The organism is Providencia sp. PROV033 (assembly GCF_028484855.1).
GTDB lineage: Bacteria > Pseudomonadota > Gammaproteobacteria > Enterobacterales > Enterobacteriaceae > Providencia > Providencia alcalifaciens.
Genome location: NZ_JAMPSW010000021.1, coordinates 37250 through 50133, shown reverse-complemented (window position 1 = coordinate 50133; position 12884 = coordinate 37250). Strand labels below are relative to the sequence as shown.

The window sequence follows — 12884 nt, the reverse complement described above, 5'->3', positions numbered from 1 at the left end:
AGCTTACTCTGGGCTGGAACAGCTAATCGCTTTATCCGCTTCATTATTGCGCGTTAACCATAATGACAGTGCTTTAAGTGAATCAGGCGTGAATTCATCGCAACGTGCTGTAATCTCTTTTGGCGTTAGCCAGCTCACCTCAACCACTTCGCTTTCTTGTAATGCGAAAGGACCATGACTCACACAACTAAACAGCCCACCCCATACTCGGCAGATTTCGTTTTCATAATAGAAGGTACCATGTTCCGCAAAAGGAACACCCGCAATGCCCAGCTCCTCTTCAGCTTCGCGCTTAGCTGATTCAAGAATATTTTCATCTTGCATCACTACGCCCCCAGCGGTTGCATCCAAAAGTCCAGGGTAAAAATCTTTAATGTCAGTTCTTCTTTGCACCAAAATTTTACCCATACCGTCATGTACCACGATATACGTTGCGCGATGACGTAAATTTTCAGCCCGCATTTGGCGACGGGTTGCTTGAGCTATCACATTATTATCTTCGTCAACAATATCCACCCACTCGACGAATTCGGTCTGTTGTTCCATCCTGAAAACCTTATTTAACTTGCCCAACGAAATACTTTGATACAAGGTATTCTTTTCACTTATACGTTGCAAGGGATCCTAAGCAAATTTGTGCTTTGTCTCCCTCATAAAAATCAACACATCCCTTTAAGATATAGCACAAAATTCTTTTTTTTGAACCGTTAACTGAAACCCAACAATTCTTATTTGCAAATGCTATAGTTAACTCAAACTAGATGGTAAAAATCGAATTATTTAGAGCGTTATAACGCTTTAAATAGAGGGGATAAAAATGAGAATACTAATAACAGGCGGAACAGGGTTAATTGGTACCCAACTGGTTCAAGCGTTAGTGATGCATTCACATCAGGTCACGGTATTAAGTCGCTCACCACAAAAAGTATACAGTCTATTTTGTAAAGCGGTTGAATGCTGGACAACCCTCAGCGATAGAAAAAATCTCAACGAATTTGATGCAGTCATCAACCTTGCCGGTGAACCCATCGCAGAAAAACGCTGGACGACCGCACAAAAACAAATCCTCTGTGAAAGTCGCTGGAAAATAACCCAACAGTTAACGGATTTGATTAAAGCCAGTGAAACCCCACCGAATGTATTTCTTTCTGGATCTGCTGTTGGCTATTACGGCGATCAAGGTCAGTCTGTAGTGACTGAATCAGACCAACCCCATGACGAATTTACCCATCAGTTAGCTGCACGCTGGGAAGCCATTGCCCTCGAAGCCCAATCAAGCAAAACGCGCGTTTGCCTATTGCGTACTGGATTAGTTTTATCCCCTAAAGGTGGTCTACTCGCCAAAATTCTGCCTATTTTCAAAATGGGGGCAGGTGGACCGATTGGTCATGGAAAGCAATATATGCCGTGGATCCACATTAACGATATGGTAAAAGCGATTTTGTTTTTAATGGAAACACCGGATTTATCAGGTCCGTTTAATATGACGTCGCCTTATCCTGTCCATAACGACCAATTTGCTGCCATGATGGGAGATGTACTCAATCGCCCTTCTTTCGTGCGCACGCCCGCTTTCGCCGTAAGAGGCGTGCTTGGTGAATCTGCCACTTTATTATTAGGGGGACAGCAAGCCATTCCAAAACGCTTAGAAGAGGCTGGCTTTGCATTTGAATTTATTGAACTGAGAATTGCTTTGGAAGATTTATTAACACCAACACCGTGATTATTTAGCGCCCTGCCAACGGGTGAATAAATCATGGTCGAGCTGAATATCAAACTGGTCAAGTACGCGATTCACGGTTTGGTCGACAATATCTTGAATAGATTGAGGCTGATGATAAAACGCAGGCATTGGGGGCATAATCACGGCACCTATTTCTGCGGCTTGAACGAGCAATTTTAAATGCCCTAAATGCAGTGGCGTTTCCCGTACCCCTAACACCAGTTTTTTCCCTTCTTTTAATACGACGTCTGCCGCACGGGTTACTAATGTGTCTGTATAACTGTGTACGATGCCTGAAAGCGTTTTCATAGTACAAGGCATTATTACCATACCCGCAGTGCGAAATGAGCCTGAGGAGATTGCAGCGGCGATATCGCGGCTATCATAAACATGGTCAGCAAGTTGTTGAACATCTTTCACACTGAAATCGGTCTCCAGCGCGAGAGTTTGACGTGCTGCCGCACTCATCACTAGGTGGGTTTCCACATCTTTCACAGGTTTAAGCACTTCCAGCAATCGAATACCGTAGATTGCCCCACTCGCTCCCGTTAACCCAATGATAAGTTTTTTCATGCTCAACCCCAATTCACGTAATTTCCTGCATTATATACCAAATATCGTGAAGAAGTGAGGGAGAGGCAAGGTGTAGAGGTCAGTATAGTAAAAATACAGAGCAAAACTTTACTCACGGAATAAGTGGGTATAAATAAAGGAATGAAGGAAACATGAGTGAAAGGTAATTCAGACTAACTTCATTTTCAGCTTAGTTTTAGATTTAATCCTCTAAATAATTCATGCTGTAGCTAGGCGGCAAGTTAGCTAATCCCTAGGAGCATACACAGGTATGTGACTAGGGTTAGCTAATACAGCCAACAACGCTACAGCGTGAAGTATGACGAGGCTCCCCGAAAATTTAGCCTTCGTTGTATATCTCTAAATCCTCAACATCACTCTGATCTTTCAACTTTAACTCATCGTCCTTACGCAGATTTTCCAGATAATTTAAATAACTTTGGTCAATATCTTTCGTCACGTAAATGCCGTCAAATACGGAACATTCAAATTCATTAATTTCTGGGTTTTCTTCACGAACTGCGTCCACGAGGTCGCTGAGATCTTGGAAGATTAAGCCATCTGCACCAATCAATTTTCGAATTTCATCGACTTCACGACCGTGTGCAATCAGTTCATTCGCATTTGGCATGTCGATGCCGTATACGTTCGGGAAACGTACTTCTGGCGCAGCGGAAGCAAAATACACATTCTTCGCACCAGCTTCGCGGGCTAATTCCACTATTTGCTCAGATGTGGTCCCGCGCACAATCGAATCATCCACCAGCAGAACGTTTTTATCACGGAACTCAGCACGGTTTGCATTCAGCTTACGCCGTACTGATTTACGACGTTCTTGCTGCCCTGGCATGATAAACGTGCGCCCAACATAACGGTTTTTCACAAACCCTTGACGGTAGGGTTTATCTAGGATGTGTGCGATTTCCAAGGCGATATCGCAAGAGGTTTCTGGGATTGGGATCACGACATCAATATGCAGATCTTCCCACTCTCGTGCAATTTTAGCCCCCAACTTTTGCCCCATGCGCAATCTTGCGTTATACACCGAGATTTTATCAATAAAGGAATCTTGGCGAGCAAAATAAACATATTCAAAAATACACGGCGTCAGTTGTGGATTCTCTGCACATTGGCGAGTAAATAATTTACCATCTTCAGTGACATACACGGCTTCACCGGGTGCGACATCACGAAGGAATTCAAAACCTAACGTGTCTAATGCCACACTTTCAGATGCCACCATATATTCGTGTTCGCCAGTTGCCAAAATACGGCGACCGAGAACTAATGGACGAATGCCATATGGGTCACGAAATGCCACCATCCCGTGACCAATAATCAATGCCACACAGGCATAAGCACCACGGATTTTTTTGTGCATTGACGCGACGGCACTAAAAATGTTGTCAGGTTCGAGAGGAAAATGGTCAAACTTATCTAATTCATGCGCTAATACATTTAGCAGAATTTCGGAGTCTGAGGTGGTATTCACATGGCGACGCGCTGTTTCAAATAGGCTACGAGTCAGTTCGTGAGCATTTGTCAGGTTACCATTATGTGCAAGGGTGATACCAAAAGGAGAGTTAACGTAAAAAGGCTGAGCTTCAGATGCACTTGAGCTACCCGCTGTAGGATAACGTACATGTCCTATGCCCATTGAACCTTGAAGTCGCAACATATGGCGAGTTTCAAAGACATCTTTTACTAAACCATTTGCTTTACGCAAACGGATATTGTTTTTACCATCGATGGTCGCAATACCCGCTGCATCTTGCCCACGATGCTGTAGCACCGTCAACGCATCATAAATTGATTGGTTTACCGGTGAAACACCGGCGATACCGACAATACCGCACATTTAGTCTTTCCTCATCAGCCAGACGGAGAAATATTCTCCGGTAGGAAACTTGACGCATTTTGCAGGTAGTCAAAGAACCACCTAATAATATGACTGAACTGTGGAATAAGCTGTGAACGATGCCAATCCTCACTTTGAGGAAGCGGAGTAAATGTATCGAGAAAGAACAATAGCGCCGATACAATTAATACCCCACGCAACGCACCGAAGCAAATCCCCAGTACACGATCTGTACCCGATAATCCGGTTTTTTGTACCAGTGAGCTGATCACATAATTCACTACCGCACCTACAATCAGGGTTGCAATGAATAATGCCGCAATGGCAATACCGTTACGAACCAAAATATCCTCAAAGTTCGTAAAATAGCTCGCCAAGTAAGGATAAAACGTACTTGCAACGAAGAACGCACAACCCCATGTGATTAACGATAATGCCTCACGTACAAATCCACGAATCAGGCTTACCAGTGCCGAGAAGCCAATAATGGCGATAATTGTGTAATCAATCCAGACCATATTTCATTCCAAAATTCGCATTCACGTCAGCGGCGAATGCATTCTAACAGAAAACGAAAACGTTTGCGTAACCATTTTTCATTGAATTTAAAAAAATCAGCGGCGAAAAGAAAAAATCATAATCGCCGCAGTAAGTTACTAAATACCCTTATTTTTTAGGGATAATCCAATGTCATTTTAAGGCTTAAAAGCTTGAATAATCCCTTTTGTACCTGTTATCGCATTAAGTTCAGGTAATGCAGATTCAAGTTTCTGCCTTGATGCCTCAGGGCCTACATAAATACGGGTTAATTTATTGTTCACCGGTTTTGCTGGCACCGTATAAACCTGATACCCCGACAATCTCAGTTTAGCCACTATTTCCTCAACCTTACTCGCATTATTTAGCGCGATAACTTGTACCACATACGCTTTGCCTTGAGGTTCTTGCTTAGGCTCCGGCTTAGGTTCAGGTTTTGGTTCAGGTTTTGACTCTACTTTTGGTTTAGGCTCAGGTTTAGGTTCCGGCTTTGGCTCCACTCGCGGTTTTTCAGGTGCAACATTTGTCGGAATCGCGCTCCCATTTTGAGCGCCATTATTTTGATTTGTCACACTTTGATTTGCACTGTTTGCGGCTACTGGCGGCTGTTCACTTTGCTTTTGCTCGGTGATAGCTTCCGATAACATCGCTTCAGAAGTTCCTTCTGAAGAAGCCGTTGATGCACTGTGTGTAATCGGTGCAATCGACTCAATATCTTCTTCATCACCCGGTTTGGGAATAATCGGAATGGCTGCAAATTCATTTTCATTGTATTTCTTATCGCCATCCAGTAGCCCGGGCAGCACAATGACCCCCGCAGCGACTAATACAATGGCGCCAGCAAGACGATTCTGGAATTTACTAGCCACTGACTTTATCCTTCTGTTTTCTCTAATAGCATCATGACGTGTGCTACTGTATGGAATGATCCACACACGACAATCACATCTTGTGGTTTCGCATCCACGCAGGCTTGTCGCCAAGCGGCTTCCACTGAATCAAATTCGTGAGCACCATCAATATGTTTGCTAAGTTCAGTCACATCCGCACCACGAAATTCTCTTAGCGGCGCAAGATACCAATCTGTAACTTGTTGGGATAAACAGGTTAATGTACCTTGAATATCTTTATCCCCTAGCATGCCTACTACCGCACGAATTCGACGACCTTCTCGCCTCGGTAATTGTGCGAGTTTGGAAACTAAGTAACCTGCAGCGTGCGGATTATGCGCCACATCTAAAATCATTAACGGGTTTTCACCAATGATTTGGAAACGCCCTGGTAACTGAGCGGTACTTAAGCCTTGGTGAATCGCTTTGTTGGTTATTTTCTGCGCTAATACAGGGTCAATCTCCATCAAGCAGCTGATCACCCCCATTGCCGTTGCCGCATTGGCTAATGGCACATTCGGTAAGGGTAAATCTTCCCATGAACGCTGTGGGCTTTCCCATGACCAATGATCTGCATACTCTTGATAATGCCAATCTTTGCCACGCCGAAATAACATTGTGCCGATTTTGTCAGCATAAGCACCAATGGCGTCAGGCATGTCAGGTTCACCCACTACACCATAGTGACCTTGACGGAAAATACCCGCTTTCTCATGACCAATATGTTCGCGGTCAGAGCCTAGCCAATCTGTATGATCGAGAGCAATACTGGTGATAGCTGCGATATCCGCGTCCACCACATTCGTAGCATCAAGACGACCACCTAGGCCCACCTCGAGGATCACAATATCCAACTCAGCTTGCTTAAATAATTGTAGTGCAGCTAAGGTGCCATATTCAAAGTAGGTTAACGAAATATTTCCACGCTGCGCTTCAATGGTTGCAAACGCTTGGCAGAACGCATTTTCAGTCAGTTCTTTACCTTGGATACGAACACGTTCAGTGTAGCGAACTAAATGGGGAGAACTATACACACCTACTTTCAAGCCCGCCGCCATTAAAATAGCTTCAAGGGTATGGCATGTTGTACCTTTCCCATTGGTTCCAGTAACGGTAATGACGCGCGGAGCAGGTTGGGTTAAATTCATTTGACGGGCAGCTTGCCCTACTCGCTCCAACCCCATATCGATATTTTGGCTATGTAGGTCGGTGAGATAAGAAAGCCAAGCCTCCAAAGGAGACTTGGCTGTAGGAATGATTAGATTACTCATCATCTTTTTTATGTTTAGACCCTTTTGCGTTTTCTGTTCCATCAACAGCGTCAGCAAGATCAATTTCCACATCAACAACTTCAACAACCAGTGTTGGCGCAGTATTCGGACTTGGTTTATTCGTTAACATCGCTAATACATCAGCCAGACGGTCACGCATATCTTGGCGACGTACGATCATGTCAATTGCCCCTTTTTCCAACAAGAACTCACTGCGTTGGAAACCTTGAGGTAATTTTTCACGTACTGTTTGCTCAATAACGCGAGGTCCTGCAAAACCGATCAAGGCTTTAGGTTCAGCAACGTTGATATCACCTAACATGGCTAAACTTGCAGAAACACCACCCATAGTTGGGTCGGTCAGTACAGAAATATACGGCAAGCCGCGCTCTTGCATTTTTGCCAATGCCGCACTGGTTTTTGCCATTTGCATCAACGATAACAGCGCTTCTTGCATACGTGCGCCGCCACTTGCAGAGAAACACACTAATGGACAGTTATCTTCCAGAGCCTGTTCTACAGCACGGACAAAACGTGCTCCCACTACCGATGCCATTGAACCACCCATAAAGGAGAATTCAAACGCTGCGGCAACGATAGGCATCTCTTTGAGTGTCCCTTTCATAACAACGATAGCGTCTTTTTCGCCCGTTTGTTTTTGTGCTGCGCTAATTCTATCTTTGTATTTTTTAGAATCACGGAATTTGAGCACATCCTTTGGCTCTAATTCGCTACCTAATTCCGTTGTTGAGTTTTCATCAAGGAAGGATTCAAGGCGTTGACGAGCATGAATACGCATATGGTGGTCACATTTCGGACACACTTGTAAGTTACGCTCAAGCTCAGCGCCATAAAGTACTTGCCCACAGCTATCACATTTAGTCCAAACACCTTCAGGAATGTTTGCTTTATGGGATGGGGTTGAAGTACCTTTTTTTAAAATTTTCTCAATCCAGCTCATTAATGGACCTTTTCGTCTGATTGCACTCTGACAAGACTCCAAGTAATACCAATCACTGAATATCAGGGATGGTGATATAAGGAGTATCTATCAGTATGTTATTTTTTGCCATTAAACCACAATGATATCTCACTGTAGATAAAAACTTTTTTCAAACCGATTATTGGTTATCGTTTTTTTGCGTCGCCGCACTGTTTTCTTTTGCTACTGCATTTTTTTCTTTTGCAGCAGCACGACGGTGGCGAATAATTTCAATGACACCCGGTAGAATTGAAATAAAGATAATCGCGACTATCAGTAATTTCAAATTCTTTTGTACTATCGGCAAATCACCGAATAAATACCCTGCATAGGTAAAGAGTAACACCCATAATAACGCACCTGTCACATTATAAAAGGCAAAATGACGGTAAGACATTTTTCCCATACCCGCAACGAAAGGCGCGAAAGTTCTCACGATTGGGACAAAACGCGCCAAGATAATCGCTTTTCCACCGTGTTTTTCATAAAACTCATGGGTTTTATCTAAATAGCTACGACGGAAAATTTTTGAGTTTGGATTTTGAAATAGCTTTTCACCAAAGATACGACCGATGGTGTAGTTCACTGCATCACCAATAATTGCCGCAATAATCATCAACAGTACCATGACGTGTACGTTTAAATCATTACTTGGCAATGCTGCTATTGCACCCGCAACAAATAATAATGAATCCCCTGGGAGGAAAGGCGTCACCACCAACCCCGTCTCGCAGAATAAAATCAGGAATAAAATACCGTAGACCCAAACACCATATTGGGCGACCAATTCCGCAAGATGCACATCAATATGCAAAATAAAATCAATGATAAAACTGATAAACTCCATGGGGTTCCTCATGTGGAGATTTATATTAACGACATTTATAGTAGATCATCTGCAAGAAATAGTGGTCCCATCACATTCTGTGGCAGGTCAAATTTTTCAGGATAATCCACGCTCACTAAATACAGTCCTTCCGCTTTGGCTGTTGCCGCTGCTTTCGTTCTATCTTTTAATTCCAGAAGATGTGCCATCCAATCAATATCTTGATTTCCGCAACCAATCTCCAACAAACTGCCAACAATGTTTCTCACCATATGGTGCACAAACGCGTTAGCTTTAATGTCCACAACTACATAGTTTCCGTGACGCGTCACATTAACGTGCATCACATTACGCCAAGGAGTTTTGGACTGGCATTGGACTGCTCTGAATGAGGTAAAATCACGCTCACCCAGTAGAGCTTGTGCCGCTTGGTGCATACGCTTCTCATCAAGGGGAAAATGAAAATGCGTTACGCCATTCGATAAAATGGCAGGACGATAACGATGATTAAAAATAACATAGCGGTATCGGCGCGCAGTTGCACTAAAACGCGCATGAAATTCATTATCCACTGGCTTACACCAACGAACCGCAATATCATCCGGAAGATAGGTATTCGTGCCCATCGTCCATGCGGCCTCTTTACGAATGGCAGAAGTTTCAAAATGCACAACTTGCCCAGTCGCGTGAACGCCTGCATCCGTACGTCCGGCGCAATTAACACTGATTGGCTCAGCCGCAATTTTCGATAGCGCAGCTTCAAGGCAGCCCTGTACACTTTGCACTTCTTGCTGACGTTGCCAACCGTAATAACGACTGCCGTTATATTCAATCCCGAGAGCAATACGATGCAGTTTTGGGGATTCCGACATCAGTAGTACAGCTCCTGAGCCAGTTTTTCTGCTGTCTCAACCGCCATCAGTGCACCGCCAAAACGTACGTTATCCGCGACTGACCAGAACTGTAAAACTTCCGGCATACCATAGTCATTACGAATACAACCTATGCTTAAAAAGTCATTGCCTGATGCATCAGTCACTTGAGTTGGATAATCACCCTCTTCTGAGACCTGAATATCATCAAAACGTTCAAACTCTTCACTCGCTTCTTCTGCGCTGACTGGGCGTAACGTTTCTAAATGCACAACTTGTGCATTACCGTAGAAAACAGGTGATTGAATAAAACTCACCGCCACAGGTAAACCGTCGTCTTGCAGCACTTTACGTACCTGCTCAACTAAACGGCGCTCATGTACAACACTGCCTTCAGCATCCGCTAATAATGGCAACATGTTAAATGCCAGCTGCTTACTAAAGCGTCCCTCTTCAGCGGGAATACCATTGAGTAAACGCGCGCTCTGACCAGCCAATTCATCCACCGCAGCCTTGCCGTAAGCTGACATAGACAGCATGTTAGTCAGGGTGATACGCCCTAATCCTGCCGCTTCAACCAATGGTTTAATTGACGTTAATAACTGACTAACATAGCTATCTGCGACAGAAATAATATTACGATTGCGATAATCGGCTAAAACTTGCGGGTTAACGCCTGGCACCACTAAAGGTACATCCGGCTCTAATGCAAAAACGCCGCTGTTATCGATAACGATACAGCCTTCTTGCGCCGCGACTTCAGCATACTGCACCGTGGCAGCTTCACCTGCTGCAAAAAAGGCGATCTGTGCCTGCGACCAATCAAAGTCAGCCACGTTTTGCACTTGATAACTTTTACCGTTGAAGCGAATGCTCTCTCCTGCACTACGCTCACTGGCTAGTAAATAAAGCTCACCAACGGGAAACTCTCTTTCTTGAAGTAGGGAAAGAATGCCTTCACCCACTGCACCTGTTGCCCCAAGTAATGCGATATTCCAACCTTCTGTCATGGTTTTTCCTCTAAAAAATCAAAGTGAAACAAGCGCCAATAAGCCACTCATTTCACCTAAAAAATTGTGATTAAATTTTTGCGTTAAAGCCTAACTCATTCAGCAATTGCGCTGTTTGTTCGCTATCACACTGAACGGTAAGCGATGACCATTCGCGACGCTCTTGGTAATGTTTGCGTAATTTATCGAATTCACCGGGAATACCTGCGACTGCGCGCAGTGATGAATCATCACGACGCACATCATACACGAGATGAACTAATCTTTTGAGTTGGCTTTGCGTTAATTTACCATTGAAATTAATGCAATCGATATCTGGCTTCGGTAACAATGATGCGAGTGAAATGTGGGTAGGTTTACCCAAAAATTCACAATAGGCTTCAAACACTTGTGTTGTTCCACGCGCTTTACCTTCTAAGGTATAGCCCGCAATATGTGGCGTACCGATATCCACATACGCTAATAATTCAGTATCTAAATCTGGCTCAGGCTCCCAAACATCCAATACTACACTCAATGGTTTACCTTGCTCAAGTAAGTGTAATAACGCTTGGTTATCCACTACTTCGCCACGGCTGGCATTCACTAAAATAGTGCCATCACGTAAATTGGCGAGTTGAGAAGCGCCCATCAAATGGAATGTTGAATACTTTTCATCCATATTAAGCGGCGTATGGAAGGTTAAGATATCTGCCTGCTCTAACACGGTATCGAATGAGACAAAGGCTTCTTGGTCACCATTGTCTGCACGAGGCGGATCACACAATACCGTTTTGACTCCCCATGCTTGCAAGCGTTTATACAGACGTCCACCCACATTTCCCACACCGATAATCCCTACGGTTTTATCGCGTAAATCAAAATTATCGCGTTCCGCTAGCATCAAGAGTGCTGAAAAAACATACTCAACGACGGCAATCGCATTACATCCCGGCGCAGAGGAAAATCCAATATTGGCTTCTGCAAGCCACTGGGTATCCACATGGTCAAACCCTGCAGTTGCCGTGCCGACGAATTTTACTGGCGTATTGCTCAGCAAGGATTTATTCACTTTGGTAATTGAGCGTACCATCAATGCATCTGCATCGTTAAGTTCTTGTTCTGGCACTGGACGCCCTGGCACTGCTTTAACTTCGCCTAGCTCACTAAATAAGGCTTGAGCATATGGCATGTTTTCATCAACCAAAATTTTCACGAAATTCGTCCCAATAAAATGTTTAGTCATGCCCGATTTGGCAGCCACACTATACTCCAAATCGTCGATGTGCTGAATCATTTACATGATAATGCGTTTTAACATGAAATCCAGAGTCTCGCAGGTAGCATTATTTAAATTTTCTCTTTGATTTAACAACGTTACAGACGAGTCTGACTACCTAATCTAATAGATTTCATGTTTAATCAGCAGCACTACATTAAACGTTATTCATTTTTCAGGAAGGCATTTATTTTGAAAGGCATATTGATTGTGAAAAAAGTATTATTATCGCTACCCCTAATGTGCTCGTTTTATGCCTATGCTGGCGAGCAAAACTGCTCGGCGGACACCATCGCCACCAATAACTTCAATAATTTTGTCTTTGCCCAAGAACGCCCTTTTAATGACTCATTAAAAGAGATGAATGTACTTATCACCAGCCAAGACGATTACATCAACAACACGGTTCAAACGAAGTTTGATGATTGTGGAGCCTTAATCGAGCTAACTGGTCATGAAGTTGTCAAATTCAGCATCCACGACAGTGTATCCGTCAAATCCATTGATATGAGCATGAAAAAAAATGGTCACGGTTGGGACTACAAGTCCGCATTTAAGCTGTCTGTTATTAATCAAGATAATGTTGAAAAAACCATTTTACAGCAAAAAATGAATGGGAAGTTTTTCACTGACCAGAATGGGAAAATAACCGAAGCCAAAGACTCTTCTTATACGACGACTCTCGATAAAGAGCGCATGCTAACAAGAGCAGTAACACATTTTTTAACTGATGATAAAGGACGATTATCTGAATCCAACCGAGTCAGTACGCTCGAAAATGATAGTGTGAAAACAACCTTCTATTATGATACGAAAAATCGCTTAATTCGCATGCAATCTGATTCAACCGTCGAAGAGTTTACCTATGGTGATGATGACAGACCGTTAACCAAAAAAACCATTGAAGAATTTTTTACCACCGAAACAACGGTGACGACCTGTAAAAGCTGGAATAAGTTCGGAAGATGCACTGATGCAGAACAAACTATAACTACGTTAATTAAAGATGAGCACGGAGGGAAAGATAGCGTGTACAACTACCACGCTAATATCAAATACGATTATGTATATTGATTTTTCCGCA

At 43.5% G+C, this 12884-nt stretch carries 13 protein-coding genes; 2 read left to right on the top strand and 11 right to left on the bottom strand.

Going from position 1 to position 12884, the window contains the following annotated elements; genetic code table 11:
* Positions 1-3 precede the first annotated feature (3 nt).
* On the bottom strand, positions 4-546 hold the full coding sequence (yfcD, locus tag PSF16_RS05845) for an NUDIX hydrolase YfcD (protein ID WP_006660269.1): 543 nt from the start codon (positions 544-546) through the stop codon (positions 4-6).
* Between the two features lie 271 nt (positions 547-817).
* Here yfcD and PSF16_RS05840 point away from each other — a divergent pair, with 271 nt between their 5' ends.
* Positions 818-1723 carry a TIGR01777 family oxidoreductase gene (locus PSF16_RS05840; RefSeq protein ID WP_006660268.1) on the top strand — a complete coding sequence of 302 codons (906 nt, stop codon included), beginning with the start codon at positions 818-820 and terminating at the stop codon, positions 1721-1723.
* Here the strand turns inward: PSF16_RS05840 and PSF16_RS05835 are convergent, their stop codons facing one another.
* The 10 genes from PSF16_RS05835 to pdxB form a co-directional block, all read right to left on the bottom strand.
* Positions 1724-2296 carry a UbiX family flavin prenyltransferase gene (locus PSF16_RS05835; RefSeq protein WP_006660267.1) on the bottom strand — a complete coding sequence of 191 codons (573 nt, stop codon included), beginning with the start codon at positions 2294-2296 and terminating at the stop codon, positions 1724-1726.
* A 340-nt stretch (positions 2297-2636) separates the two neighbouring features.
* Complete coding sequence (gene purF / locus PSF16_RS05830; RefSeq protein WP_006660266.1) at positions 2637-4154, bottom strand: amidophosphoribosyltransferase; 1518 nt, start codon at positions 4152-4154, stop codon at positions 2637-2639.
* A 14-nt stretch (positions 4155-4168) separates the two neighbouring features.
* Positions 4169-4672 (bottom strand): colicin V production protein, encoded by a 504-nt coding sequence (cvpA, locus tag PSF16_RS05825; RefSeq protein WP_006660265.1) that lies wholly within the window; start codon positions 4670-4672, stop codon positions 4169-4171.
* Between the two features lie 177 nt (positions 4673-4849).
* Positions 4850-5560 (bottom strand): cell division protein DedD, encoded by a 711-nt coding sequence (gene dedD, locus PSF16_RS05820; protein WP_006661354.1) that lies wholly within the window; start codon positions 5558-5560, stop codon positions 4850-4852.
* A gap of 5 nt (positions 5561-5565) precedes the next feature.
* Positions 5566-6855, bottom strand: a complete 1290-nt coding sequence (gene folC / locus PSF16_RS05815) for a bifunctional tetrahydrofolate synthase/dihydrofolate synthase (protein WP_036966151.1) — start codon at positions 6853-6855, stop codon at positions 5566-5568.
* A complete protein-coding gene (gene accD / locus PSF16_RS05810; protein ID WP_006660261.1) occupies positions 6845-7813 on the bottom strand; it encodes an acetyl-CoA carboxylase, carboxyltransferase subunit beta in 969 nt (322 codons plus the stop codon). The genes folC and accD overlap by 11 nt, the downstream gene beginning before the upstream one ends.
* A 160-nt stretch (positions 7814-7973) precedes the next feature.
* Entirely contained in the window at positions 7974-8681 is a 708-nt protein-coding gene (locus PSF16_RS05805; RefSeq protein WP_006661352.1) for a DedA family protein, read from the bottom strand.
* Positions 8682-8716: 35 nt separating this feature from the next.
* The gene (gene truA / locus PSF16_RS05800; protein WP_272688951.1) at positions 8717-9532 is read right to left on the bottom strand and encodes a tRNA pseudouridine(38-40) synthase TruA; all 816 of its coding nucleotides are present in this window, start codon (positions 9530-9532) and stop codon (positions 8717-8719) included.
* Positions 9532-10542 (bottom strand): aspartate-semialdehyde dehydrogenase, encoded by a 1011-nt coding sequence (locus tag PSF16_RS05795; protein WP_006660258.1) that lies wholly within the window; start codon positions 10540-10542, stop codon positions 9532-9534. Before PSF16_RS05795 ends, truA begins: the two co-directional genes overlap by 1 nt.
* A 70-nt stretch (positions 10543-10612) precedes the next feature.
* Complete coding sequence (pdxB, locus tag PSF16_RS05790) at positions 10613-11737, bottom strand: 4-phosphoerythronate dehydrogenase PdxB (RefSeq protein WP_272688955.1); 1125 nt, start codon at positions 11735-11737, stop codon at positions 10613-10615.
* Between the two features lie 273 nt (positions 11738-12010).
* Here pdxB and PSF16_RS05785 point away from each other — a divergent pair, with 273 nt between their 5' ends.
* On the top strand, positions 12011-12874 hold the full coding sequence (locus PSF16_RS05785) for a hypothetical protein (RefSeq protein WP_230489321.1): 864 nt from the start codon (positions 12011-12013) through the stop codon (positions 12872-12874).
* Positions 12875-12884: the final 10 nt, after the last annotated feature.

Excerpts from the sequence above, each read along its gene's own strand:
- yfcD (WP_006660269.1), bottom strand. The coding sequence starts at position 546 with ATGGAACAACAGACCGAATTCGTCGAGTGGGTGGATATTGTTGACGAA.
- PSF16_RS05840 (WP_006660268.1), top strand. The coding sequence starts at position 818 with ATGAGAATACTAATAACAGGCGGAACAGGGTTAATTGGTACCCAACTG.
- PSF16_RS05835 (WP_006660267.1), bottom strand. The coding sequence starts at position 2,296 with ATGAAAAAACTTATCATTGGGTTAACGGGAGCGAGTGGGGCAATCTAC.
- purF (WP_006660266.1), bottom strand. The coding sequence starts at position 4,154 with ATGTGCGGTATTGTCGGTATCGCCGGTGTTTCACCGGTAAACCAATCA.
- cvpA (WP_006660265.1), bottom strand. The coding sequence starts at position 4,672 with ATGGTCTGGATTGATTACACAATTATCGCCATTATTGGCTTCTCGGCA.
- folC (WP_036966151.1), bottom strand. The coding sequence starts at position 6,855 with ATGATGAGTAATCTAATCATTCCTACAGCCAAGTCTCCTTTGGAGGCT.
- accD (WP_006660261.1), bottom strand. The coding sequence starts at position 7,813 with ATGAGCTGGATTGAGAAAATTTTAAAAAAAGGTACTTCAACCCCATCC.
- PSF16_RS05805 (WP_006661352.1), bottom strand. The coding sequence starts at position 8,681 with ATGGAGTTTATCAGTTTTATCATTGATTTTATTTTGCATATTGATGTG.
- truA (WP_272688951.1), bottom strand. The coding sequence starts at position 9,532 with ATGTCGGAATCCCCAAAACTGCATCGTATTGCTCTCGGGATTGAATAT.
- PSF16_RS05795 (WP_006660258.1), bottom strand. The coding sequence starts at position 10,542 with ATGACAGAAGGTTGGAATATCGCATTACTTGGGGCAACAGGTGCAGTG.